Source organism: Streptomyces sp. NPDC088812 (genome assembly GCF_044750285.1).
Taxonomy (GTDB): domain Bacteria; phylum Actinomycetota; class Actinomycetes; order Streptomycetales; family Streptomycetaceae; genus Streptomyces.
The window spans coordinates 240419-264711 of record NZ_JBIVJP010000013.1 but is presented as its reverse complement, the minus strand read 5'-3'; the positions used below and the strand labels follow the sequence as shown (position 1 = coordinate 264711).

Annotated in this window: 18 protein-coding genes and 1 pseudogene; 8 read left to right on the top strand and 11 right to left on the bottom strand. The window is 72.2% G+C overall.

The annotated features are described in order from the left end of the window. The 5 genes and pseudogenes from ACIP67_RS23870 to tkt all read right to left on the bottom strand — a co-directional run. A pseudogene (locus ACIP67_RS23870) lies at nucleotides 1-305 on the bottom strand (glucose-6-phosphate isomerase); the annotation flags it as partial. Between the two features lies 1 nt (nucleotide 306). Continuing rightward, nucleotides 307-1233: a glucose-6-phosphate dehydrogenase assembly protein OpcA gene (opcA, locus tag ACIP67_RS23865; RefSeq protein ID WP_401694376.1), complete on the bottom strand. Its 927-nt coding sequence runs from the start codon at nucleotides 1231-1233 to the stop codon at nucleotides 307-309. Next, the gene (gene zwf, locus ACIP67_RS23860; protein WP_401694375.1) at nucleotides 1230-2774 is read right to left on the bottom strand and encodes a glucose-6-phosphate dehydrogenase; all 1545 of its coding nucleotides are present in this window, start codon (nucleotides 2772-2774) and stop codon (nucleotides 1230-1232) included. Before zwf ends, opcA begins: the two co-directional genes overlap by 4 nt. Further along, nucleotides 2771-3916, bottom strand: a complete 1146-nt coding sequence (gene tal / locus ACIP67_RS23855; protein WP_401694374.1) for a transaldolase — start codon at nucleotides 3914-3916, stop codon at nucleotides 2771-2773. The genes zwf and tal overlap by 4 nt, the downstream gene beginning before the upstream one ends. Before the next feature lie 19 nt (nucleotides 3917-3935). After that, nucleotides 3936-6011 carry a transketolase gene (gene tkt, locus ACIP67_RS23850; protein WP_401694373.1) on the bottom strand — a complete coding sequence of 692 codons (2076 nt, stop codon included), beginning with the start codon at nucleotides 6009-6011 and terminating at the stop codon, nucleotides 3936-3938. Between the two features lie 156 nt (nucleotides 6012-6167). On the opposite strand from tkt, the gene ACIP67_RS23845 reads away from it, so the two are divergent. After that, the gene (locus ACIP67_RS23845) at nucleotides 6168-7115 is read left to right on the top strand and encodes a helix-turn-helix domain-containing protein (protein WP_401694372.1); all 948 of its coding nucleotides are present in this window, start codon (nucleotides 6168-6170) and stop codon (nucleotides 7113-7115) included. Nucleotides 7116-7188: 73 nt separating this feature from the next. Here the strand turns inward: ACIP67_RS23845 and ACIP67_RS23840 are convergent, their stop codons facing one another. Together ACIP67_RS23840 and ACIP67_RS23835 are read right to left on the bottom strand one after the other, a co-directional pair. Then, nucleotides 7189-8595 carry a glycoside hydrolase family 16 protein gene (locus tag ACIP67_RS23840; protein ID WP_401694370.1) on the bottom strand — a complete coding sequence of 469 codons (1407 nt, stop codon included), beginning with the start codon at nucleotides 8593-8595 and terminating at the stop codon, nucleotides 7189-7191. A 204-nt stretch (nucleotides 8596-8799) separates the two neighbouring features. Then, nucleotides 8800-9099, bottom strand: a complete 300-nt coding sequence (locus ACIP67_RS23835; RefSeq protein WP_401694369.1) for a tetratricopeptide repeat protein — start codon at nucleotides 9097-9099, stop codon at nucleotides 8800-8802. 61 nt (nucleotides 9100-9160) lie between these two features. On the opposite strand from ACIP67_RS23835, the gene ACIP67_RS23830 reads away from it, so the two are divergent. Beyond that, nucleotides 9161-10360 carry an RNA-guided endonuclease InsQ/TnpB family protein gene (locus ACIP67_RS23830; RefSeq protein WP_401694368.1) on the top strand — a complete coding sequence of 400 codons (1200 nt, stop codon included), beginning with the start codon at nucleotides 9161-9163 and terminating at the stop codon, nucleotides 10358-10360. Nucleotides 10361-10534: 174 nt separating this feature from the next. Here the strand turns inward: ACIP67_RS23830 and ACIP67_RS23825 are convergent, their stop codons facing one another. From ACIP67_RS23825 to ACIP67_RS23815, 3 genes are all read right to left on the bottom strand, one after another. Then, entirely contained in the window at nucleotides 10535-11839 is a 1305-nt protein-coding gene (locus ACIP67_RS23825) for an Ig-like domain-containing protein (protein WP_401694367.1), read from the bottom strand. 329 nt (nucleotides 11840-12168) lie between these two features. Then, the gene (locus ACIP67_RS23820; RefSeq protein WP_401694366.1) at nucleotides 12169-12927 is read right to left on the bottom strand and encodes an IclR family transcriptional regulator; all 759 of its coding nucleotides are present in this window, start codon (nucleotides 12925-12927) and stop codon (nucleotides 12169-12171) included. 96 nt (nucleotides 12928-13023) lie between these two features. After that, nucleotides 13024-13449 (bottom strand): MarR family winged helix-turn-helix transcriptional regulator, encoded by a 426-nt coding sequence (locus ACIP67_RS23815; RefSeq protein WP_401694397.1) that lies wholly within the window; start codon nucleotides 13447-13449, stop codon nucleotides 13024-13026. A gap of 247 nt (nucleotides 13450-13696) precedes the next feature. On the opposite strand from ACIP67_RS23815, the gene ACIP67_RS23810 reads away from it, so the two are divergent. The 6 genes from ACIP67_RS23810 to ACIP67_RS23785 all read left to right on the top strand — a co-directional run bounded on the left by ACIP67_RS23810 (nucleotide 13697) and on the right by ACIP67_RS23785 (nucleotide 22513). After that, nucleotides 13697-14614 carry an SDR family NAD(P)-dependent oxidoreductase gene (locus ACIP67_RS23810; RefSeq protein WP_401694365.1) on the top strand — a complete coding sequence of 306 codons (918 nt, stop codon included), beginning with the start codon at nucleotides 13697-13699 and terminating at the stop codon, nucleotides 14612-14614. Between the two features lie 11 nt (nucleotides 14615-14625). Further along, entirely contained in the window at nucleotides 14626-15501 is an 876-nt protein-coding gene (locus tag ACIP67_RS23805) for an amidohydrolase family protein (protein ID WP_401694396.1), read from the top strand. A 49-nt stretch (nucleotides 15502-15550) separates the two neighbouring features. Beyond that, a complete protein-coding gene (menE, locus tag ACIP67_RS23800) occupies nucleotides 15551-17056 on the top strand; it encodes an o-succinylbenzoate--CoA ligase (RefSeq protein ID WP_401694364.1) in 1506 nt (501 codons plus the stop codon). Between the two features lie 75 nt (nucleotides 17057-17131). After that, nucleotides 17132-17587 carry a MaoC family dehydratase gene (locus tag ACIP67_RS23795; protein ID WP_401694362.1) on the top strand — a complete coding sequence of 152 codons (456 nt, stop codon included), beginning with the start codon at nucleotides 17132-17134 and terminating at the stop codon, nucleotides 17585-17587. Nucleotides 17588-17953: 366 nt separating this feature from the next. Then, on the top strand, nucleotides 17954-19297 hold the full coding sequence (locus tag ACIP67_RS23790; RefSeq protein ID WP_401694360.1) for a 6-phospho-beta-glucosidase: 1344 nt from the start codon (nucleotides 17954-17956) through the stop codon (nucleotides 19295-19297). A gap of 81 nt (nucleotides 19298-19378) precedes the next feature. Beyond that, the gene (locus ACIP67_RS23785) at nucleotides 19379-22513 is read left to right on the top strand and encodes an alpha-mannosidase (RefSeq protein ID WP_401694359.1); all 3135 of its coding nucleotides are present in this window, start codon (nucleotides 19379-19381) and stop codon (nucleotides 22511-22513) included. A 506-nt stretch (nucleotides 22514-23019) separates the two neighbouring features. Here ACIP67_RS23785 and ACIP67_RS23780 read toward each other — a convergent pair. Then, complete coding sequence (locus ACIP67_RS23780; RefSeq protein ID WP_401694358.1) at nucleotides 23020-24180, bottom strand: ATP-grasp domain-containing protein; 1161 nt, start codon at nucleotides 24178-24180, stop codon at nucleotides 23020-23022. Nucleotides 24181-24293: the final 113 nt, after the last annotated feature.

Genomic DNA, 24293 nt, shown 5'->3' with positions numbered 1-24293 from the left:
GCCCGCAACGCGGTGTGCAGCACCGCCCGCTGCTCGGTGGTGTTGATCCGCTCGCCACGGAACATGGCGTCCCGCAGGCCGAACACACCGGTCGCGGCGGCCAGCTCACGCAGCAGGGCGAGGGTCTCGTCGGTGATCAGGTTCTTGGAGTAGTCGATGCGCAGGTCACCGACGCGCACGACGTAGCGTTCCGCGCGCCCGGGGTCGGCGGCGAACAGCTCCCGCAGGTGCGGCAGCCCCTGGGCGCGGTGGTCCTCCAGCGCGGTCCACTCGGGCCGGCGGGTGAGCCGGGGGGTGTCGGACATCTCAGCCGTTCTCCTTGGTGCCCTCGCCGCGCAGGGCGACGGCGTACATCTCGTCCGCGTCGAGGCGCCTGAGCTCCTCGGCGATCAGTTCGGAGGTGGAGCGGACCTTCAGCGCGAGGGTGCGCGAGGGCTGGCCGGGCAGGGTCAGCGTGGCCAGCGGGCCCTCGGGGCGGTCGATGACGATCTCGCCGTTGTCGGTGCCCAGCCGTACGGCGGTGACGACCGGGCCCGCCGTCTCGACCCGCTCGACCGGGACGCCCAGCCGCGCCTCCAGCCAGCGGGCGAGCAGCTCCGCGCTCGGGTTCTCGGCCTCGCTCTCGACGGCCCCCGAGGTGATCGGCAGCCGCGCCTGGTCCAGGGCCGCCGCCAGCATCGACCGCCAGGGCGTCAGCCGGGTCCACGCGAGGTCGGTGTCGCCGGGCGCGTAGGACTCCCGTCGGGCCTCCAGCGCGGCCAGCGGCCGCTCCACGGCGTACATGTCGGTGATCCGGCGCTGGGCCAGCGCGCCGAGCGGGTCCTTGGCGGGGTTCTCGGGCGCGTCCACCGGCCACCACACGACGACCGGCGCGTCCGGCAGCAGCAGCGGCAGGACGACGGAGTCGGCGTGGTCGGACACCTCGCCGTAGGTCCGCAGGATGACCGTCTCGCCGGTGCCGGCCTCGGAGCCCACCCGCACCTCGGCGTCCAGCCGCGACTGTGTGCGCTCCCGCGGGGTGCGGGCGTGCCGCTTGATGACGACCAGGGTGCGCGAGGGGTGCTCGTGCGAGGCCTGCTCGGCCGCCTTGTAGGCGTCGTAGGCGTTCTCCTCGTCCGTGACGATGACCATCGTCAGGACCATGCCCACGGCCGGGGTGCCGATGGCGCGGCGGCCCTGCACCAGCGCCTTGTTGACCTTGCTTGCCGTGGTGTCGGTCAGGTCGATCTTCATGGCCTGCGCCAGCTCCGTCCGTCTCGTGCGAGCATCTCGTCGGCTTCCTCGGGGCCCCAGCTGCCCGCCGGGTACGTGGCCGGCCTGCCGTGCGTGCCCCAGTGGTCCTCGATCGGGTCGAGGATCCTCCAGGACTCCTCCACCTCCTGGTGGCGCGGGAACAGGTTGGCGTCACCGAGCAGCACGTCCAGGATGAGGCGTTCGTACGCCTCGGGGCTGGACTCCGTGAAGGACTCGCCGTACGCGAAGTCCATCGTCACGTCCCGGATCTCCATGGAGGTGCCCGGCACCTTGGAGCCGAAACGGACGGTGACGCCCTCGTCGGGCTGGACGCGGATGACGATCGCGTTCGACCCGAGTTCCTCGGTGGCCGTGGTGTCGAAGGGGGAGTGCGGCGCCCGCTGGAAGACGACCGCGATCTCGGTGACGCGGCGGCCCAGACGCTTGCCGGTGCGCAGGTAGAACGGGACGCCCGCCCAGCGGCGGTTGTCGACGTTCAGCCGGACGGCCGCGTACGTGTCCGTCGTGGAGGCGGGGTCGATGCCGTCCTCCTCCAGGTAGCCGCGCACCTTCTCGCCGCCCTGCCAGGCGCCCGCGTACTGCGCCCGCACGGTGTGCTCGCCCAGGTCCTCCGGGAGCTTCACGGCCTTGAGGACCTTCAGCTTCTCGGTGAGCAGCGAGTCCGCGTCGAAGGAGGCGGGCTCCTCCATCGCGGTGAGCGCCATCAGCTGGAGCAGGTGGTTCTGGATGACGTCACGGGCCGAACCGATGCCGTCGTAGTAGCCCGCGCGGCCGCCGATGCCGATGTCCTCGGCCATCGTGATCTGCACGTGGTCGACGTACGAGCGGTTCCAGATCGGCTCGAACATCTGGTTGGCGAAGCGCAGCGCCAGGATGTTCTGGACGGTCTCCTTGCCCAGGTAGTGGTCGATGCGGAACACCTGGTCGGGTGCGAACACGTCGTGCACGATCGCGTTCAGCTCGCACGCGCTCGCCAGGTCGTGGCCGAACGGCTTCTCGATGACCGCCCGCCGCCACGAGCCCTCGGGCGCGTTGGCCAGGCCGTGCTTCTTCAGCTGCTCGACGACCTTCGGGAAGAACTTCGGCGGCACGGACAGGTAGAAGGCGAAGTTGCCGCCGGTGCCGCGCGAGGCGTTCAGCTCCTCGACCGCGTCGCGCAGCTGCTTGAACGCGGTGTCGTCGTCGAAGTCGCCGGGGACGAACCGCATGCCCTCGGCGAGCTGCTGCCAGACCTCCTCGCGGAACGGCGTCCGCGCGTGCTCGCGCACCGCGTCGTGGACGACCTGCGCGAAGTCCTGGTCCGCCCAGTCGCGGCGGGCGAAGCCGACGAGCGAGAAGCCCGGCGGCAGCAGACCCCGGTTGGCGAGGTCGTAGACGGCCGGCATCAGCTTCTTGCGGGACAGGTCGCCGGTCACGCCGAAGATGACGAGCCCGGACGGTCCGGCGATCCGGGGCAGGCGCCGGTCGCGGGGATCCCGCAGTGCGTTCACCCAGGTACCGGCGGTGGGTGCCGTGCTCATTCCGCGTCAACTCCCTTGCTGTTCAGCGACTTCGTGACCGCGTCCAGGAGGTCCTGCCACGCGGCCTCGAACTTGGCGACGCCCTCGTCCTCCAACCGGGTGACCACCTCGTCGTAGGAGATGCCGAGCGCCTCCACCGCGGCGAGGTCGGCGCGGGCCTGGGCGTAGCCGCCCGTCACCGTGTCGCCGGTGATCGCGCCGTGGTCGGCGACGGCGTCGAGGGTGGCCTCCGGCATGGTGTTCACGGTGCCGGGGGCGACCAGGTCGTCGACGTACAGCGTGTCCTTGTACGCCGGGTCCTTCACCCCGGTGGACGCCCACAGCGGGCGCTGCTTGTTGGCCCTGGCTCCGGCGAGGGCCGTCCAGCGGTCGCCCGCGAAGACCTCCTCGTACGCCGCGTAGGCGAGGCGGGCGTTGGCGAGCGCCGCCCGTCCCTTCAGCGCCAGGGCCGCGTCGGTGCCGAGGACCGTCAGACGCTTGTCGATCTCGGCGTCGACGCGGGAGACGAAGAAGGAGGCGACGGAGTGGATCGCCGACAGGTCCCGGCCCGCCGCCTGCGCCTTCTCCAGACCGGCCAGGTAGGCGTCCATGACCTCGCGGTAGCGCTCCAGCGAGAAGATCAGCGTGACGTTGACGCTGATGCCCAGCCCGACGACCTCGGTGATCGCCGGGAGGCCGGCCTTCGTCGCCGGGATCTTGATCATGACGTTGGGGCGGTCGACGAGCCAGGCGAGCTGCTTGGCCTCGGCGATCGTGGCCGCCGTGCGGTGGGCGAGGCGGGGGTCGACCTCGATGGAGACCCGGCCGTCCCGGCCGCCGGTGGCGGTGTGCACCGGACGCAGGACGTCGGCGGCCGCCCGTACGTCGGCGGTCGTCATCATCCGTACGGCCTCGTCGACGGTGACGCCCCGCTCCGCCAGCTCCGCGAGCTGCTCCTCGTAGCCCTCTCCGGAGCCGATGGCGGCCTGGAAGATGGACGGGTTGGTGGTGACGCCCACGACGTGCCGGCCGGCGACGAGCTCGGCGAGGTTGCCGGACGTGATCCGCTTGCGCGACAGGTCGTCCAGCCAGATCGACACGCCTTCGTCGGAGAGGCGCTCGAGTGCTCCCGCGGAGGCGGATGCTTCGGTCACAATGATCATCTTCTTTCTGGCGATCGGATCAACCACGCGCGGCGGCCAGCGATGCGCGGGCTGCCGCGGCGACGTTCTCGGTGGTGAAGCCGTACTCGGCGAACAGGGTCCCGGCGTCGGCGGAGGCACCGAAGTGCTCCAGGGAGACGATGCGTCCCGCGTCCCCCACGAATCGGTACCACGTCAGGGCGATGCCCGCCTCGACGGCGACGCGGGCCTTCACCGACGGCGGAAGGACGCTGTCGCGGTAGGCGGCCGGCTGCTCCTCGAACCACTCCACGGACGGCATCGACACCACCCGGGTGCCGATGCCCTCGGCCTCCAGCAGCTCCCGGGCGGCCACGGCGAGCCGCACCTCGGAGCCGGTGGCGAGCAGGACGACGTCCGGGGTGGCCGTCGAGGCCTCTGCCAGCACGTATCCGCCGCGTGCGGCGTCCTCGTTCGGTGCGTAGGTCGGCACGCCCTGGCGGGTGAGGGCGAGGCCGTGCGGGGCGGGCTTGGTGGAGTGGCGGCGGAGGATCTCCGCCCAGGCGATCGCGGTCTCGTTGGCGTCGGCCGGGCGGACCACGTTCAGGCCGGGGATCGCGCGCAGGGAGGCGAGGTGTTCGACGGGCTGGTGGGTGGGACCGTCCTCGCCCAGACCGATGGAGTCGTGGGTCCAGACGTAGGTCACGGGCAGCTGCATCAGCGCGGACATGCGGACCGCGTTGCGCATGTAGTCGGAGAACACCAGGAAGGTGCCGCCGTAGACACGGGTGTTGCCGTGCAGCGCGATGCCGTTCATCTCCGCGGCCATCGCGAACTCGCGGATGCCGAAGTGGACGGTACGGCCGTAGGGGTCCGCCTCGGGCAGCGGGTTGCCCGCGGGGAGGAACGACGACGTCTTGTCGATCGTGGTGTTGTTGGAGCCGGCCAGGTCGGCGGAGCCGCCCCACAGCTCGGGGATGACCGCGCCGAGCGCCTGGAGCACCTTCCCGGACGCGGCGCGGGTGGCGACCGACTTGCCGGGCTCGAAGACCGGCAGCTTCTCCTCCCAGCCCTCCGGGAGCCGGCCCGCGACGACCCGGTCGAACAGCTCCGCCCGCCGCGGCTGGGCGTCGCGCCAGGCGGCGACCTGCTTGTCCCAGGCGGCGTGCGCCTCGGCACCCCGGTCGAGGGCGGCCCGGGTGTGGGCGAGGACCTCGTCGGCGACCTCGAAGGTCCGCTCCGGGTCGAAGCCGAGGACGCGCTTGGTGGCGGCGACCTCGTCCTCGCCGAGCGCCGAGCCGTGGGAGGCCTCGGTGTTCCGCGCGTTCGGGGCCGGCCAGGCGATGATCGTGCGCATGCCGATGATGGAGGGCCGCCCGGTCTCCGCCCGCGCCGCCTCCAGCGCCGTGTACAGGGCGTGGACGTCGATGTCGCCGTTCTCCGCGGGCTCGATGCGCTGGGTGTGCCACCCGTAGGCCTCGTACCGCTTGAGGACGTCCTCGGAGAAGGCGGTCGCGGTGTCGCCCTCGATGGAGATGTGGTTGTCGTCGTAGAGGAGGACGAGGTTGCCGAGCCTCTGGTGGCCGGCGAGGGAGGACGCCTCGGCGGAGACGCCCTCCTGGAGGTCGCCGTCGGAGACGATCGCCCAGACGGTGTGGTCGAACGGCGACGCGCCCTCGGCGGCGTCCGGGTCGAACAGACCGCGCTCGTAGCGGGCGGCCATCGCCATGCCGACGGCGTTGGCCAGCCCCTGGCCCAGCGGGCCGGTGGTGGTCTCGACGCCGGCCGTGTGCCCGTACTCGGGGTGACCGGGCGTCTTCGACCCGTGCGTGCGGAACGCCTTCAGATCGTCCAGCTCCAGCTCGTAGCCGGCCAGGTAGAGCTGGGTGTACAGGGTCAGCGAGGTGTGGCCGGGGGAGAGGACGAAGCGGTCACGTCCGGTCCATTCGGGATCCGCCGGATCGTGCCGCATCACCTTCTGAAAGATCGTGTACGCGGCGGGCGCCAGGCTCATGGCGGTGCCGGGGTGGCCGTTGCCCACCTTCTGCACGGCATCCGCGGCCAGCAGGCGCGCGGTGTCGACGGCACGCCGGTCGAGTTCGGTCCATTCGAAGCTGTCCGGTGTCTGCGTGCTCATCTTCAAGAAGTCCTCGGTCCGAGCGAAGCTGCTGGTCTGACGCGTTCAAAAGTAAAAGTCTGACTTTTTCGACGGAAGGTCCCTGTGTGTCAGGCTGTGGTGAAAGTGGGACACCCCGGTGGGTCCGGGGCGCGGACGAGGCGGCACGGGACGGACATGGCGGACACAACGGTCCAGGGCGGCGGAGGGACCGGCGGCGGGACCGGGGGCGGGACCGGCGGCGGGACCGGGGGCGGGATCGGCGGCGGGATCAGAACCTTCCCCTTCCCGGTCGACCGCAGCGTCGGCGGAGTGGGCATGCAGGTCGGCCCGATGGGCACCGGCCGCACCTGGCACGCCGACGCGCCCCTGGACCGGGTGCACCGGATCGACTTCCACGTCGTACTGCTCTTCACCGACGGTCCCGTCCGTCACATGGTCGACTTCACCGAGTACGAGGCGGCGGCGGGTGACGTGCTGTGGATCCGCCCGGGTCAGGTCCACCGCCTCTCGAAGTCGAGCGAGTACCGCGGAACCGTCCTCACCATGCAACCCGGCTTCCTGCCCCGCGCCACGGTCGAGGCCACCGGCCTGTACCGCTACGACCTGGCGCCCCTGCTCCACCCCGACGCGGCCCAGTGGGACGGCCTGCGCGCGGCCCTCGCCCAGCTGCAACGCGAGTACGAGGACGACACCACCCTGCCCCTGAGCCTGCACACCGCGGTGCTGCGGCACTCCCTGACCGCGTTCCTGCTCCGCCTGGCGCACCTGGCGGCCAGCTCCGCGGAGGCCGCCCGCCGCCGGGCGGACACCACCTTCACCCTGTTCCGGGACGCCGTGGAGCGCGGCTTCGCCACCAACCACAGCGTCAGCGCCTACGCCGACGCGCTCGGCTACTCCCGCCGCACCCTGGTGCGGGCGGTCCGTGCCGCGACCGGCGAGACGCCCAAGGGCTTCATCGACAAGCGGGTCGTCCTGGAGGCGAAGCGGCTGCTGGCCCACACCGAGCTGCCGATCGGCCGGGTCGGCGCGGCGGTCGGCTTCCCCGACCCGGCGAACTTCTCCAAGTTCTTCCACCAGCACACGGACACGACTCCGGCGGCGTTCCGCGCGGAACTGCGCTGAACGCCGCCGGGCCGGTCTCCCGCCGGCCGCCGGTCTCCCGTCGGCCGCCGGGGTCTCGCCGGCCGCCGTGCTCTCAGTGGCCGAAGTCGAACCAGTTCACGTTGACGAAGTCCGACGGCTGACCGCTGGTGAAGGTCAGGTAGACGTCGTGGGTGCCGGTGACCGAGGTGATGTTCGCCGGTACGGTCCGCCACGACTGCCAGCCGCCGGTGGAGGCCACCGAGAAGCTGCCGACGGGCGCGTTGCTCCGGCTGTCCAGGCGTACCTCGACCAGCCCGCTCACGCCGGCCGCCGCCCCGCTCGCGACCCGGGCGTAGAACTGGGTGGCCGCCGTGGAGCCGAAGTCCACGCCCTGGAAGAGCGCCCAGTCACCGTTGGCCAGGGAGCCGATGTTCTGCCCGCCGCCGGTGTCGGTGGTGGTCTCGGTGCTCACGCCGGACTGGCCGTCGTAGGACTCGGCCTGGATGGCGGCGTAGGCGTCACGGCTGCCGGTCGGGGGAGGGGTGGTGCCGCCCCCGCCGCCCGCGGCCTGGAGCACCTGCACGTAGTCCACCACCATGGGGACGCCGGAGCGGGTGTCGGCGTCGAGGCCACCGCCGAAGGCGTCCGGGAAGCCGCCGCCCATCGCCACGTTCAGGATGATGAAGAAGCCGTGGTTGGTGGCGTTGCTCCAGGTCGTGGCGTCGACCTGGTTGGCGGTGACGGTGTGGAAGTTCACGCCGTCGACGGAGAAGCGGATCGCCTCGGGGGTCACCGAGCGGTCCCACTCCAGCGTGTAGGTGTGGAAGCCGGACTGGCAGGTGGTGTTCGGACACGTGGTCGTGTTGCCGATGCCGCTGGTCTCGTTGCACGGACCGCCCGGGCTGGTGCCGCAGTGGATCGTCGACCACACCTGGTTCAGGCCCTGGACGTTCTCCATGATGTCCAGTTCACCGACGGACGGCCAGTTCTGGTAGTTGCCGCGGTAGGGGGCGCCCAGCATCCAGAACGCCGGCCAGTAGCCCTGGGCCGCCGTGCCGGTGACGTTCGGCATCTGCAACCGGGCCTCCACGCGCAGCTTGCCGCCGGACGGGGGCTGGAAGTCGGTGCGGTTGGTCTCGATGCGGCCCGAGGTCCAGTTGCCGGCGGAGTCGCGCAGCGGCGTGATGCGCAGGTTGCCGTTGCCGTCGAGCGAGACGTTGCCCGTGCTGTTCGTCATCGTCTCGACCTCGCCGGTGCCCCAGTTGGCGGGGCCTCCCGGATACGAGGTGCCGGTGGCGTACTGCCAGTCGGCGGTGTTGACGCCGGTGCCCGCGGCGCCGTTGAAGTCGTCCAGGAAGACCTGCGTCCAGCCCGAGGGGGGCGTGGGCGCGGAGGCGTTCGCGGACGGGGAGGCGACCGTGGCCGCGGCCGCCGCGAGGGCGAGCGTGCCGACGGCGGCGACGAGCGCCCGCCTGAACGGGCGCCGCCGTCTGCGGGAAGTGCCGGAGGTTTCACTCATGGGGGCCTCTCGGGTACGGAGTGGGGTGTGCGGGGCTTCGGGCAGCGCTCCCGGGACAGTCCGGGAACAGTCTGAGAGCGCTCTCACAGTGGCCCCAATGTGCTTCCGGGGATTCCGGCCGTCAAGAGGTGAAACAGGGAAAGTCCGTTGCCCGTAAGTGAGTTCACTCCGTGAATGGGGGCGAAGTGGACCGGGCCCTGTCGCTCAGCCGGGCCGGCCGGCGGCCAGTTCGTCGCGTGCCAGTGCGGAGGCGGCGTCGCCCTGGAGCGGGCTCCTCAGCGCGACGAGGGCGTCCCGGGCCGCGAGCAGCGTCTCGTGGGCCTCCGGATGGCGCAGCGCGCTGAGGACACGGCCCAGGTCGAGCCGGGCCGGTTCGGTCCAGGCCGGGCTCTGCGCGGCCTCGAAGTGCGCCAGGGCCCGGCGCAGCGGCGCCTCCGCCTCGTGCCATCGGCCCAGCGCCGCCAGGTCGTTCCCGATCTGCTGGTGGGCGACGGCCTGGTACATCGCGGTCAGCTCGTCGGGCAGCCCCGAGGTGCCGGCATCGCAGCTCCGGTACGCCTTCAGGTTGTACCCGGATGCCGGTCAGCGCACCGCGCTGGCCAGGGCGTTCGGGTGCGCCCGCGTCGTGTTCAACGACTGCGTGCGCGCCCGCGAAGACGCCCGGAAGAAGGGACAGCCCTTCCCGGAAGCGGGGGAGCTGTCGAAGAGGCTGATCACCCAGGCGAAACAGACAGCGGAACGAGCCTGGCTGGGCGAGGTCTCCGCGGTCGTCCTGCAGCAGTCGCTGCGCGATGCCGAGGCCGCCTACAGGAACTTCTTCGCCTCCCTCAAGGGCACCCGCAAGGGTCCGAAACTGGGCCCGCCCCGCTTCAAGTCCCGCAAGGACTCCCGGCAGTCCATCCGGTTCACCGCCAACGCCCGCTGGAAGATCACCGAAAGCGGGCGCCTGGACCTGCCCAGGATCGGGGCGGTGAAGGTGCGCTGGTCCCGGACCCTGCCCAGCACACCGTCCTCGGTCACCGTCATCAAGGACAGCGGGGGCAGGTTCTTCGCCTCGTTCGTCATCGACACCGACCCCGCCGAAGACGCCGCGCGGATGCCCGAAACCGACCGCACCATCGGCATCGATCTCGGCCTCATCCACTTCGCGGTGCTGTCGACCGGCGAGAAGATCGACTCCCCCCGGTTCCTGCGGCGGGCGGAGAAGAAGCTGAAGAAGGCCCAGCGGGAGTTGTCCCGCAAACAGAAGGGATCCAGGAACCGCGACAAGGCACGGGTGAAGGTCGCCCGCGCCCACGCCAAGGTCACCGACGCCCGCCGTGAGTTCCACCACCAGCTTTCCACCCGGCTGATCTCCGAGAACCAAGGGATCGCCGTGGAGAGTCTGTCGGTGGCGGGACTGGCGCGGACCAGGCTGGCCAAGTCCGTGCACGATGCGGGCTGGACGGCATTCGTGAACATGCTGGAATACAAAGCCCAGCGTTATGGACGCACTCTGGTCAAGATCGGCCGGTTCGAACCGACCTCCCAGACCTGTTCCACCTGCGGCACCGTGGACGGACCCAAACCCCTGGACGTGCGGGAATGGACCTGTACCGCCTGCGGCACCGTCCATGACCGGGACACCAACGCCGCGATCAACGTCAAAACGGCCGCCGGACTGGCGGTATCGGCCTGCGGAGCGCCGGTAAGACCAGGAGCGATCCCGGCACAGCGCGAAGAAACAGGAAGCCACGGATTCCCGACCGAACCCCGTGCCGCGTAGCGGCACGGCAACGGAACGGAAGGCCAGAATCCTCGGGCTTCAGCCCGAGGAGCAAGTCAATGGACGCCCGAACTCCGCAACGGCGCCGACGACTTCTATTGGTCCTGTCGTCGCAGGGCGGACGGGAAGGTGACGACAGGACCTGGATGGCTCATCAAGATCTTCATGAGCCTTCTAGAGCGCGCTGCCCGCCTTCCAGTCGGCCCAGGACATGTTCCAGCCGTTGAGGCCGTTGCTGGGATCGACGGTGGACCTGGTCGAGTTCTCGACGACCACCACATCGCCGAGCATCGAGCTCTCGTAGAACGCGTAGCCCGCCACGGAGCTGTCGGCCGCGCCCTGCGCGTCCCGCAGGCCGATGCAGCCGTGGCTGGTGTTCTCGCCGCCGAACACCGAGGCCGACGCCCAGTAGTTGCCGTGGATGAAGGTGCCGGAGGTGGTCAGGCGCTGGGCGTGCGGCACGTCCTCGATGTCGTACTCGTCGCCGAGGCCGATCGTGGAGGACTCCATCCGGGTCTCCCGGAACCGCTCGCTGATCACCATGATCCCGGACCAGGTGGGGTGCTCGGCGTCACCGCCGCTGACGGGACAGGTGGCGATGGTCGCGCCGCCCCGCCGCACCACCATCTCCTTCGCGGCGAGGTCCACCGTGCTGATCTGCTCGCGGCCGATGTGGAACGTGACGTCCTTCGACTGGGTGCCGTAGACGCCGTTCGCCCCCTCGACGTCCTTCAGCCGCAGGGAGAGCGTGACGGTCGTGCCGGCCGCCCAGTACGTCCGGGGGCGGAAGTCCAGCCGGGTGTCGCTGAACCAGTGGCCCACGACCTCGACGGCCGGGGAGGCGGTCACCGTGATCGCCTTCTGCACGGCCGCCTTGTCCGTCACGGCGTGCGTGAAGTTGATCGAGACCGGCATGCCGACGCCGGAGGTGGAGCCCGCCTCGGGGGTGAAGGCGCCGATGAAGGTCGCGCCGGGCGACTTGGTCTTGAAGGTCGTCGTCTGCGCCTCGGCGCCGTCCGCCTGCGCGGTGACCGTGTACTTGGTGCCCGAGGAGGGGTTGCGGGCCGACGTCCACCGGGTGCGGGTGTCGTCGTAGGAGCCCTTCAGGGTGGAGCCGTCGTTGCCGGTCACCGTCACGGAGGTGAGGGTGCCGTCCGTCACGGTCACCTCCACCGGGCTGGTGAAGGCGGCCTTCTTCGTGCCGTCCGCGGGGGAGACCGAGACCACCGGGGTCCGCGCGGCGGAGACCTGCGCGGTCGGGGTGGCCGTCGCCTGTGCCGCCTCCGTCTGCGCCGCCGTCGTCTGCTGGGTCACCTGGGCCGCCCGCGATCCGGCCGTCGTCCCGGGGGTGCCCGCCGACGCCGTGCCGCAGCCGGCCAGCGCGACGGCCGGCACGGCACCGAGCGCGGCCAGCACACCACGCCGCGACCACCTCCCCGGCTGCTGCTCGGACCGGTTCGATATGTGCGGGACGCCCACGGCACGCCTTCCTCAGATGTCCATCTTTGCGCCTGCATCATGCGACTTCTTCCTGGGTGAATCCTTTGAATCGCCGGTACGGAATCTGAGATTCCGGTGAGGGCGGGGCGTCCGAGGGGCGACCGGGACGGGCCGCCGGAGGGACGACAGGGACCGGCTGCCCGGCGTCACGGGGCGTCTGAAGGGCGACCGGACCGGGCGCCGGAGGGACGACAGGGACCGGCTGCCCGGCGTCACGGGGCGTCTGAAGGGCGACCGGACCGGGCGCCGGAGGGACGACCGGGACCGGCCGCCCGGCGTCACGGGACGACGGGACCGGCCGCCCGGCGTCACGGGGCGGCCGGGTCCGGCTGCCAGCCCAGTGCGCGGGAGATCCCGCGCGCCGCGAGCCGCACCGCCGGCACCAGCACCGGCACCCGCGCGTCCGCGTAGGGCACGACCACCGACACGGCGGCGGTCACCGCGCCGCCCGGGCCGCGCACCGGGGCGGCCACCGACACGGCGTCGTCGGTGACCTGGCGGCTGCTCACCGCCACCCCGGAGCGCCGGACCTCGGCCAGCACCCGGCGCAGCCGCGCCCGGTCGGTGATCGTGTGGCCGGTGTAGGCGCACAGCGGTGCCGCGCAGTAGGCCTCCTGGAGGTCCGGTCCGCCGTGCGCCAGCAGGACGAGACCGACGCCGGTGACGTGCAGCGGCCAGCGGGCGCCGACGCGGATGCGGACGCCGACCGCCGCGCGGCCGGAGAGCCACTCGGTGTAGACGACCTCGGTGCCGTCCCGCACCGCCAGCTGCACGTTCTCGTGCGTGGCCTCGTACAGGTCCTCCAGGTAGGGCAGCGCGACCTGGCGCAGGGCGAGGCCGCGCGGGGCGAGTGCCGCGACCTCCCACAGGCGCAGCCCCACGTGGTAGGCGCCGGACCCGTCCCGCTCCAGGGCGCCCCAGCCGGTGAGGGCGGTCACCAGGCGGTGGGCGGTCGTCAGGGTCAGCCCGGCCCGTCGGCTGATGTCGGTGAGGGACAGCGCCGGGTGCGCGTGGTCGAACGCGGCGAGCACGGACAGCAGCCGGTCGGGCGCGGAGCGGGCGGTCATGGCCAGGGGTTCCTCGACTTCACTGTCACGGTGCCGGATCCCGGTCTCCGGTGAAGTTAGGCAGCCGCCGCCCGCCCGTCAATCGTGGGCACATCCTCAGCCCAGGCCGTCCTCCGCGACGCGCAGCAGCAGGGCGTGCAGCGTCTCGCGTTCGGCCGGGCCGAGCGCGGCCAGCAGGTCGTTGGTGACCCGTAGGCCCGCCTCGTCGGTGTCGCGCAGGAAGGCGCGTCCGTCCTCGGTGAGGACGACGATCCGGCTGCGGCGGTCGTCCGGGGCCGGGCGCCGCTCGGCGAGGCCCAGCTTCTCCAGGTCGTCCACCAGGCCGACGATGGCGCTCGGGTCGTAGCCGAGCCGTGCGCTCAGTTCGCGCTGGAGCGCGCCCTCGGTGCCGGCCAGGAACCGCAGCACCGCGTAGTGGCGCAGGCGCAGGCCCGACTCCTGGAGGAACGTGTTGAACAGCTGACCCGAGCGCAGGCCCAGGCGGTAGAGCAGGTAGCCGGTGTCCGCGTGCAGCCCGCGCATCCACGGCTCGTCGGCGTCGATCGGTGCGGTGTTCACGGCGTCGGGCTGGCGGGCGATGGCGGGCTCCCTGGTGTCGGGCCCCGGACGGGGCGGCGCTGCGTCGTGCGCATTCCAGCATGGCCCACCCGTAGGAAGACAACAACTATTGACGACAACAATTATTGCTCTTAGCTTCGATCTCGAAGCCGCACCCCGCGTCTCCGAGCAGAACAGAACCTCCCGTGTCACCGCGTGAAGGGACTCACCCGTGCCCAGCATCGATCTCACCGGCAAGGCCGCCGTCGTCACCGGCAGCGGCCGGGGCCTCGGCCTCGCCTACGCGCACGCCCTGGCCGCGCACGGCGCGTCCGTGGTCGTCAACGACGTCGACGAGGCGGTCGCCGAGCAGGCCGTGAAGTCGATCACCGAAGCGGGCGGCACCGCCGTCGCCGAGGTGGTCCCGGTCGGCACCGCCGAGGCCGCCGACCGGCTCGTGAACCGTGCCGTCGAGGAGTTCGGCCGGCTGGACGTCCTGGTCACCAACGCCGGCATCCTGCGCGACAAGGTGCTGTGGAAGATGACCGACGACGACTTCGACGCCGTGATCGCCACCCACCTCAAGGGCACCTTCACCTGCGCCCGCGCCGCCGCCGTACGGATGCGCGAGCAGGGCGGGGGCGGCACGCTGATCCTGGTCGGCTCCCCGGCCGGCCAGCGCGGCAACTTCGGCCAGACCAACTACGCCGCCGCCAAGGCCGGCATCGCCGCGTTCGCCCGCACCTGGTCCATGGAGCTGGGGCGCGCCGGCATCACCGTCAACGCGATCGTCCCGGTCGCCGCCACCGCGATGACCGAGACCATCCCCGCCTTCGCGCCGTACGTCGAGGCGATGCGCCAGGGCGAGCCGCTGCCGGACTTCCTGCGCAAGGGCGAGGGCTTCGGCACGCCCGAGGACTGCGCCGCCCTGGTGCCGTTCCTCGCCTCCGAGGCCGCCCGCGGGATCACGGGCCAGGCCATCGGCATCGGCGGCGACAAGGTGGCACTCTGGTCGCATCCGCAGGAGATCCGCGCGGCCTACGCCGACGGCGGCTGGACCCCCGAGACGCTGGCCGACGCCTTCCCCACGTCGGTGGGCGCCGAACTCCAGACGGTCGGCATCCCCGCGCCCAAGGTCCCGGGGGCGTGATGACCCACTCCATGAACGTCGACGAACTGGTCGCCATCGACGTCCACACCCACGCGGAGGTCTCCTCGAAGGGGCACGCCTCCCTGGACGACGACCTCCACGAGGCCTCCTCCGCCTACTTCAAGGTCGAGGGCAAGCGGAAGCCGAGCCTCGAGGAGACGGCCGCCTACTACCGCGAGCGGAACATGGCCGCCGTGATCTTCACCGTGGACGCCGAGTCCGCGACCGGCACGGCCCCCGTCCCCAACGAGGAGGTCGCCGAGGCCGCCGCCGCCAACGCCGACGTCCTCATCCCCTTCGCCTCCATCGACCCCTTCCGCGGCAGGGCGGGCGTGAAGCAGGCCCGGCGCCTGGTGGAGGAGTACGGGGTCAAGGGCTTCAAGTTCCACCCCAGCATCCAGGGCTTCTTCCCCAACGACCGGTCGGTGGCGTACGACCTGTACGAGGTGATCGAGGAGACCGGCACCATCGCCCTGTTCCACACCGGCCAGACCGGCATCGGCGCCGGTGTGCCCGGCGGTGGCGGCATCCGGCTGAAGTACTCCAACCCGCTGCACGTCGACGACGTCGCCGCCGACTTCCCGCACCTGAAGATCATCCTGGCGCACCCGTCGTTCCCCTGGCAGGACGAGGCACTCGCCGTCGCCACCCACAAACCCGGCGTGCACATCGACCTCTCCGGCTGGTCGCCGAAGTACTTCCCCCCGCAGCTCGTGCAGTACGCCAACACCCTGCTGAAGGACAAGGTCCTCTTCGGTTCCGACTTCCCCGTCCTCACCCCCGACCGCTGGCTCGCCGACTTCGACAAGCTGACGATCAAGGACGAGGTCAGGCCGAAGATCCTCAAGGGGAACGCCGCCCGCCTGCTCGGGCTGACCACACCGTAAGGGGCATCCATGTGCTCTCCCATGGGCGACGACGGACAGGGGCGGACCGATGCGCAATGAGGGACTGGGGTCATGGCCCGCACGCCGGGCCCGCAAGACCCCGCACCGCACCGCCCTGGTCCACGGCGAGCGGTCGACCGACTACCGCACACTGCACACGCGCACCACACGGCTGGCCCACGCCCTGCGCGCCCGGGGCGTGCGCCGCGGCGACCGCATCGCCTACCTCGGCCCGAACCACCCCTCCTACCTGGAGACCCTGTTCGCCGCCGGCACGCTCGGCGCGGTCTTCGTCCCCCTCAACACCCGTCTGACCGGCCCCGAGATCGCCTACCAGCTCGCCGACTCCGGCGCCAAGGCCCTGCTCCACGCCCCCTCGCACACCGGCCTGGTCGCCGGACTGCCCGGCAGCACCGACGTCCGCACGTACCTCGAGGTCGGCGCCGAGTACGAGGCGGCGCTGGCGTCGGCCGCCGACGAGCCGATCGACGAGCCCGTCGGCGCCGACGACACCTGCATCATCATGTACACCTCCGGCACGACCGGCCGGCCCAAGGGCGCCATGCTCACCCACGGCAACCTCACCTGGAACGCCGTCAACGTCCTCGTCGACACCGACCTGATCGCCGACGACCGCGCCCTGGTCTCCGCGCCGCTGTTCCACACGGCCGGCCTGAACATGCTGACGCTGCCGGTGCTGCTGAAGGGCGGCACCTGCGTCCTGGTCGAGGCCTTCGACCCGGAGACCACCTTCGACCTCGTCGAACGGCATCGCGTCACCTTCATGTTCGGCGTGCCGACCATGTTCGACCGGATCGCCCGCCACCCGCGCTGGGCCGACGCCGACCTGTCCTCCCTGCGCCTCCTCACCTGCGGCGGCTCCCCGGTCCCCACCCCGCTGATCGAGGCCTACCAGCGGCGCGGCCTCACCTTCCTCCAGGGCTACGGCATGACCGAGGCCGCCCCCGGAACCCTCTTCCTGGACGCCGAGCACGCCGTCGCCAAGGCGGGCTCGGCGGGCGTGCCGCACTTCTTCAGCGACGTCCGGGTCGTCCGGCCCGACCTGGTGCCCGTCGAGCCGGGCGAGACCGGCGAGGTCGTCGTGCGCGGACCGCACGTCATGCCCGGCTACTGGGGCCTGCCCGAGGAGACGGCCGCCTCCTTCACCGACGGCTGGTTCCGCAGCGGGGACGCCGCCCGGGTCGACGACGACGGATACGTCTACATCGTCGACCGCATCAAGGACATGATCATCTCGGGTGGGGAGAACGTCTACCCCGCCGAGATCGAGGACCTGCTCCTCACCCACCCCGACATCGTCGAGTGCGCCGTCATCGGCGTGCCCGACGAGGAGTGGGGCGAGGTGCCGCGCGCGGTGGTCGTCCCCCGCGAGGGCGCCGCGCTCGACCCCGACGAGGTGCTGGCCGGCCTCTCCGGCCGCCTCGCCAAGTACAAGATCCCCAAGTCGGCGGTGGTCGCGGACGCCCTCCCGCGCACCGCCTCCGGCAAGCTCCTGAAGTCCCGGGTGCGCCGCCGCTACGGCGACGGCACCTGACGACTCCTCACTCCTCCTCCCACCCATCGGTCATTCCCCGCACCTCCCACCGACTCCTGACGAAGGAACGACTCCATGAGCATCACCGTCGACGGTCTCGACGAACTGAAGAAGCTGGCCGGCAGCGACCTGGGCACCAGCGAGTGGATCGAGGTCACCCAGGAACGCATCGACACCTTCGCCGACGCCACCGGCGACCACCAGTGGATCCACGTGGACCCCGAGCGCGCCAAGGGCGGCCCGTTCGGCGCCCCCATCGCGCACGGCTACCTCACGCTCTCCCTCTTCATCCCGCTCTTCACCGAGCTGCTCGACGTCCGCGGCGTCACCACGAAGGTCAACTACGGCCTGGACAAGGTGCGCTTCCCGTCCCCCGTCACGGTGGGCTCACGCGTACGCCTGGCCGCCCGGCTGACCGAGGTCGCGGACGTGCCCGGAGGCGTGCAGATCACCGTCGACGGCACGATCGAGATCGAGGGCGGGACGAAGCCGGCCGCGGCGCTGCGGAGTCTGTCCCGCTTCTACGCGTGAGCCCTCCCGGCGGGCGCGCTCAGCCCACGACGTCCACGAAGACCGGGTTGGAGTGGAACCAGGTGTCGGCCCACGGGTCGCCGTCCCCCGGCTCGTGCGGGACCGGCCCGTGCGGGTCGACGGCGGCGCCCAGGCACCCGGTGCCGTGGGTCGTCTCCCGGGCGGCCGGTGATGGACGCGGCGCGCGGGCCTTCCCGGGCGGCCGGTGATGGACGCGGCGCGCGGGCCTTCCCGGGCGGCCGGTGATGGACGCGGCGCGCGGGCCTTCCCGGGCGGCTGGCGACGGACGCGGTGAGCGGCCCCCTTCCGGGCGGCCGGTCATGGCGAGGCGGGATGCGAGGTGCTCCCGGTGGGAAAGGTGCAGGCGTGAAACTGACGATTCTGGGCGGTGGCGGGTTCCGCGTGCCGCTCGTGTACGGAGCGCTCCTCACCGACCGCGCCGAGGGCCGCGTCACCGAGGTCGTCCTGCACGACCTGGACGCGGACCGGCTGCACGCGGTCGCCCGGGTGCTGGCCGAGCAGGCGGCCGGTGTGCCGGACGCCCCCCGCGTGAGCACCACGACCGACCTGGACGAGGCCCTGCGCGGCGCCGCCTTCGTCTTCTCCGCGATCCGTGTGGGCGGCCTCCAGGGCCGCGCCGACGACGAACGGGTGGCCCTCGCCGAGGGCGTCCTCGGGCAGGAGACGGTCGGCGCCGGGGGCATCGCCTACGGCCTGCGGACGGTCCCCGTCGCCGTCGGCATCGCGCGGCGCGTCGCCCGCCTCGCCCCCGACGCCTGGGTCATCAACTTCACCAACCCGGCCGGCCTCGTCACCGAGGCCATGTCCCGTCACCTGGGCGACCGGGTCATCGGCATCTGCGACTCCCCGGTCGGCCTCGGCCGCCGTCTCGCCCGGGTGCTCGGCGCGGACCCGCGCGACGCCTTCGTCGACTACGTCGGCCTCAACCACCTGGGCTGGGTGCGCGGCCTGCGCGTGGCCGGCCGCGACGAACTCCCGCGCCTGCTCGCCGACCCCGATCTGCTCGGCTCCTTCGAGGAGGGCAGACTGTTCGGCGCCGAATGGCTCCGCTCGCTCGGCGCGATCCCCAACGAGTACCTGCACTACTACTACTTCAACCGGGAGGCCGTCCGCGCCTACCGGGAGGCCGAGCGGACCCGGGGCGCCTTCCTGCGCGACCAGCAGGCCCGCTTCTACGAGGAGATGCGCGACCCGGCCGCGGCCGCGCTGCCCGCCTGGGACCGCACCCGCGCCGAGCGGGAGGCCACCTACATGTCCGAGAACCGGGAGACGGCCGGCGCCGGGGAGCGCGAGGCCGACGACCTCTCCGGCGGCTACGAGAAGGTGGCCCTCGCCCTGATGCGGGCCATCGCCCGCGACGAGCGCGCCACCCTGATCCTCAACGTCCGCAACCGGAACACGCTCGCGGCGCTGGACCCCGAGGCCGTGATCGAGGTTCCCTGCCTGGTCGACGCCAACGGGGCGCACCCGGTGGCCGCGGCCCCGCTGCCCGGCCATGCCACCGGCCTGGTCTGCTCGGTGAAGGCGGTCGAGCGGGAGGTGCTCGCCGCCGCGGAGTCCGGCTCCCGGGCCACCGCGGTGAAGGCCTTCGCGCTGCATCCGCTGGTCGACTCGGTCGGCGTGGCCCGCCGGCTCGTGGACGGATACACCGCCGTGCACCCGGGCTTGGCCTACCTTGGGAAGCCGTAGGGAAAGCGCTTTCCCATCTGTACCGGCCCGCCGCGCTTCCCTCCGTGCGTCCCCTCAGCCCGCTCCCTCCCTGGAGACCCCATGCACGACGAACGCCGCCGGATCGAGGACCGCGTCGAACGCGTCCACACCCAGCGCATCCAGCCCGCGCTCTACGCGGCCGCCGTTCCCCTCGACGTCGAGGCCTGGCAGGCGCCCGGGGAACCGGTGCCCTTCGAGGAGGCCGCGGCCGCGCCGTACGCACCCTTCGCCATGGACACCCCCTGGGGCCCGCCCTGGGGCACCACCTGGTTCCGCATGCGCGGCCGGGTGCCCGCCGAGTGGGCCGGGAGGCGGGTCGAGGCGGTCATCGACCTCGGGTTCACGGGCGGCTGGCCCGGCAACCAGGCCGAGGCGCTGGTCCACCTGCCCGACGGCCGCCCCCTCAAGGCGGTCAACCCCCTCAACCGGTACGTGCCCGTCGCCCGCCCGGCGATCGGCGGGGAGCGGGTCGACTACCTGGTCGAGGCCGCCTCCAACCCCGACATCCTGGCCGGCGGCTTCGCGGCCCCGACCCCGCTCGGCGACGTCCTGACGGCGGGCGACCGTCCGCTGTACACCTTCCGCCGCGCCGACCTCGCCGTCCTCGACGAGGAGGTCTTCCACCTCGACCTCGACCTCCAGGTCCTGCGCGACCTCATGGCCCACCTCGGCGAGCACGAGCCGCGCCGCCACGAGATCCTGCACGCCCTCGACCGGGCCATGGACGCCCTCGACCTGGACGACGTCCCCGGCAGCGCCGCGGCCGTCCGCGAGGTGCTCGCCCCCGTCCTGGCCCGGCCCGCCCACGCCGGCGCGCACACCCTCTCCGGCGTCGGCCACGCCCACATCGACTCCGCCTGGCTGTGGCCGATCCGCGAGACCAAGCGCAAGACGTCGCGCACCTTCTCCAACGTCACCGCGCTCGCCGACGAGTACGACGACTTCGTCTTCGCCTGCTCCCAGGCCCAGCAGTACGCGTGGGTGCGCGACCACTACCCGCACGTCTGGAACCGCATCCAGGAGTCGGTGAAGAAGGGCCAGTGGGCGCCGGTCGGCGGCATGTGGGTGGAGGCCGACGGCAACCTGCCCGGCGGCGAGGCCCTCGCCCGCCAGCTCGTCCACGGCAAGCGGTTCTTCCTCGAGCACTTCGGCATCGAGACCAAGGGCGTCTGGCTGCCGGACTCCTTCGGCTACACCGCCGCCTATCCGCAGCTCGCCCGGCTGGCCGGCAACGAGTGGTTCCTCACCCAGAAGCTCTCTTGGAACCAGACGAACACCTTCCCCCACCACACCTTCTGGTGGGAGGGCATCGACGGCACCCGCATCTTCACCCACTTCCCGCCCATCGACACCTACAACGCCCGCTTCAGCGGCGAGGAGATGGACCGCGCGGTGCGCAACTACGCGGAGAAGGGCGCCGGCACGCGCTCGCTGGCGCCGTTCGGCTGGGGCGACGGCGGCGGCGGCCCCACCCGCGAGATCATGGAACGCGCGCGCCGGCTCGCCGACCTGGAGGGCTCGCCCAAGGTCGTCGTCGAACACCCCGACGACTTCTTCGCCAAGGCCCGCGAGGAGTACCCGAACGCCCCCGTCTGGAGCGGCGAGCTCTACCTGGAGCTGCACCGCGCCACCTACACCTCCCAGGCCCGCACCAAGCAGGGCAACCGGCGCAGCGAGCACCTGCTGCGCGAGGCCGAGCTGTGGGCGACCACGGCCGCGCTGAACGCGCCGGGCTACGCCTACCCGTACGGGACGCTGGACCGCCTGTGGAAGACGGTGCTGCTGCACCAGTTCCACGACATCCTGCCGGGGTCGTCGATCGCCTGGGTGCACCGGGAGGCGGAGGCCGAGTACGCGCGCGTGGCCGAGGAGCTGGAGGCGCTGACGGCCGAGGCGGTCGCCGCGCTCGGCGGCGGCGGACCACGGGTGTTCAACACGAGCCCGTACGACCGCGCCGAGGTGGTCCGCACGGCCGACGGCGCACCGGTGTACGTGGCCGTGCCCGCGGGCGGCAGCGCGCCCCTCACCGACGCCGGACCGCCGCACCCGGTCACGGTCGACGGGCGTGTCCTCGACAACGGCCTGGTGCGGGTGGAGGTGGCGGAGGACGGCACCCTGGCGTCCGTGTACGACCTGAGGGCGGACCGCGAGGTCCTCGCCGGGCCGGGCAACCTGCTGCGCCTGCACACCGACCTCCCCAACCACTGGGACGCCTGGGACATCGACCGGCACTACCGCAACCGCTACACCGACCTGCTGGCAGCGGACTCGGTGACCGTCACCGACGACGACCCCCTCGTCGGCGCGATCCGTGTCACCCGTTCCTTCGGCAAGGGCTCGACGATCACCCAGACCGTCACCGTCCACGCGGGCAGTCCCCGCGTCGACATCGCCACCGACATCGACTGGCACGAGACGGAGAAGATCCTCAAGGCGGCCTTCCCCGTCGACATCCGGGCCGCGCACTCCTCCGCCGAGATCCAGTTCGGCCACGTCCAGCGCCCCACCCACACCAACACCACCTGGGAGGCGGCCCGCTTCGAGGTCTCCGGCCACCGCTGGGTGCACCTCGGCGAACCCGGCTACGGCGTCGCGGTCGTCAACGACTCGACGTACGGCCACGACGTCTCCCGCACGGTCCGCGAGGACGGCGGCACCACCACCACGGTCCGCCTCAGTCTGGTCCGCGCCCCGCGCGTCCCGGACCCCGGGGCCGACCAGGGCCGGCACCGCCTCACCTACGCGCTGCTGCCCGGCGCGAGCATCGAGGACGCCGTCGCCGAGGGCTACGCCCTCAACCTCCCGCTGCGCGTGGCCGACGCGGCGGGCGCGCCCGCGCCGGTCGTCTCCGTGGACGGCGAGGGCGTCACCGTGGAGGCGGTCAAGCTCGCCGACGACGCGTCGGGTGACGTGGTGGTGCGGCTGTACGAGTCCCGCGGCGGCCGCGCCCGGGGCGTCCTGCGCACCGGTTTCCCGTTGGCCGGCGTCCAGGTCACCGACCTGCTCGAACGGCCGCTCGACGACGCGCGGGGCGGGGCGGAAGCGGACGCCGAGGTGGAGACGGAGGCGGGAGCCGAGGTGGAGACGGAGGCGGGAGCCGAGGTGCGGGCCGGAGCGGACAGCGCGGGCGGCGCCGTCGCGGTGTCCCTGCGGCCGTTCCAGATCCTGACGCTGCGCCTGAAGAGGCGCTCCTGAGCCCGGGCCGGGCGCTTGCCGGCCCGGCCCGCACCGGCTTGTCCGCATCCGTGCGCGGTGGCGGCGGTCCGCGTACTCGGGCCCGAGCCCGTGCGCGGTGGCCCGGATTCCCGTGCTCGGGCCGAAGCCCGCACGCACAGACCCGAGTCGGGCCGCGTCGGCCCGGGGCCGCCCCCATCGGCCCCGGCGCCGCCCGCATCGGGCCGGTCGGTCGCTCCCCGTGACAGCGGCCGACCGACCCGTCCCCCGTTCCCCCGGGGATCCCCCGTCGATCCCCGATTTCCCCCGTAGGTTCCCGATTCCCCCGTCGGTCCCCTTGCTCCCACGGAGCCCCCGTGCTCCCCGTCGTTCCTCCGTGGGCCTTCGGTGTTACACCGTTAAGAGCGCGCGACCCGGGTCCTGATACACCCCGAGCGGAAAAAAAATCCCCCGGACTCGAGTCCGGGGGATCTCCGCTGTGCGCCCCAGCCGTGTGACCTCGGCGCGTGACGCTCGGCCCTGCGACCTCAGAGCGGCAGAGCCTCCGCCGCCGCAGTTGCGGCGGGCGCCGTCGACGCCGGGGTCTGGTCCTCGACGGCGCCGACCGGTGCGGGCACCGTCGGAAGCAGCGTCTCCGTGTCCTCGACCCGCTGCTGCGGGAGCGAGACCGGCCGCAGCGGGCGCGGGCCCGACACCACCGTGTAGTCCTGCCCCAGGAACGGCGGCACGATCTCCCCGGGGTCCTCGCCGAGCGCCAACTGCACGGCGGCCCAAGGGGCGTTGACCCCGCAGAGGGAGAGCTGGTGCAGTCCCCCGGCCGGACGCGTGTTGACGTCCATCAGCACTGGCTGCTCGCCGAACATCCGGAACTGGATGTTGGACAGGTAGTGCAGCCCGAAGCCCTCGGCGATCCGCCGGGCCGGCTCCAGCCACTGGTCCTGGAGGGTGAAGCCGCGGCGGCGGCCGTTCTTGGTGCGGCCGACGGCGAGACGGACCAGGTTGTCGGGGCCGGTGAGGCAGTCCACGGACACCTCGGGCTGCTCCAGACGCGGCATGACCAGCCAGTCCACCGGCTCGTCGGCCTGCCGGAGCACCTCGACGACGAGGTCCAGCTGCACGTACGGCGTCGGGAAGCCGCTGAGGTGCATGAGGGAGAAGGGAGCACGCGTGATCACGCGGAAGCCGACCCCGCCCGCGCCGGACGCGGGCTTGAAGCACGCCTTGTGCCCGGCCGCCTCCAACTCCTCGACAGCGGCGAGGAGTTCGTCGGCGGTCCGCACTCGCCACCACGGCGGCACGGGCACGCCGATCGCCTGGACGGCCTCGTAGGCGACCACCTTGTCCTCGAAGACGGCCACGGCCTCGGGGGTCGGTGCCAGCAGCGCCGTACCGACCGCCTCGAAGTCGGCGCGGTGCGCCACGATCGCCGCCTGGTGCAGTCGGGGCACGAACACGTCGATGCCGCGGCGGGCGCACTGGTCGAGCGCGTACTCCACGTACGCGGCCGGGGACAGGCCCTCCGGCTCCAGGTCGGCGGTGTCGGCGGCGGCCAGGACGGGGGAGTCGGCGTCCCCGTGCGTGGCATGGATCTCGACGGCCCGATCACTGGGATTTCGCCGCAGCTGATCCATGAAGAACACGTTCTCCGCGTACGTGCGGTTGAGCCAGACGCGTACGCGAGAGACCATGCGGGCCGCCTTTCACGGTTCGCGGGCAGGGCGGAGCGGGCCCGTGCCCGGGCAGGGTGGAGGGAGGGACACCAAAGCGCCCCGTGCGAAGGGGCGTTCAAAGCGGAGGTGTT

What these genes read in the sequence shown, in the direction of transcription:
- opcA (WP_401694376.1), bottom strand. Translation starts at nt 1,233, where the DNA reads ATGAAGATCGACCTGACCGACACCACGGCAAGCAAGGTCAACAAGGCG.
- zwf (WP_401694375.1), bottom strand. Translation starts at nt 2,774, where the DNA reads ATGAGCACGGCACCCACCGCCGGTACCTGGGTGAACGCACTGCGGGAT.
- tal (WP_401694374.1), bottom strand. Translation starts at nt 3,916, where the DNA reads ATGATCATTGTGACCGAAGCATCCGCCTCCGCGGGAGCACTCGAGCGC.
- tkt (WP_401694373.1), bottom strand. Translation starts at nt 6,011, where the DNA reads ATGAGCACGCAGACACCGGACAGCTTCGAATGGACCGAACTCGACCGG.
- ACIP67_RS23845 (WP_401694372.1), top strand. Translation starts at nt 6,168, where the DNA reads ATGGCGGACACAACGGTCCAGGGCGGCGGAGGGACCGGCGGCGGGACC.
- ACIP67_RS23840 (WP_401694370.1), bottom strand. Translation starts at nt 8,595, where the DNA reads ATGAGTGAAACCTCCGGCACTTCCCGCAGACGGCGGCGCCCGTTCAGG.
- ACIP67_RS23835 (WP_401694369.1), bottom strand. Translation starts at nt 9,099, where the DNA reads ATGTACCAGGCCGTCGCCCACCAGCAGATCGGGAACGACCTGGCGGCG.
- ACIP67_RS23820 (WP_401694366.1), bottom strand. Translation starts at nt 12,927, where the DNA reads ATGACCGCCCGCTCCGCGCCCGACCGGCTGCTGTCCGTGCTCGCCGCG.
- ACIP67_RS23815 (WP_401694397.1), bottom strand. Translation starts at nt 13,449, where the DNA reads ATGCGCGGGCTGCACGCGGACACCGGCTACCTGCTCTACCGCCTGGGC.
- ACIP67_RS23805 (WP_401694396.1), top strand. Translation starts at nt 14,626, where the DNA reads ATGAACGTCGACGAACTGGTCGCCATCGACGTCCACACCCACGCGGAG.
- menE (WP_401694364.1), top strand. Translation starts at nt 15,551, where the DNA reads ATGCGCAATGAGGGACTGGGGTCATGGCCCGCACGCCGGGCCCGCAAG.
- ACIP67_RS23795 (WP_401694362.1), top strand. Translation starts at nt 17,132, where the DNA reads ATGAGCATCACCGTCGACGGTCTCGACGAACTGAAGAAGCTGGCCGGC.
- ACIP67_RS23785 (WP_401694359.1), top strand. Translation starts at nt 19,379, where the DNA reads ATGCACGACGAACGCCGCCGGATCGAGGACCGCGTCGAACGCGTCCAC.
- ACIP67_RS23780 (WP_401694358.1), bottom strand. Translation starts at nt 24,180, where the DNA reads ATGGTCTCTCGCGTACGCGTCTGGCTCAACCGCACGTACGCGGAGAAC.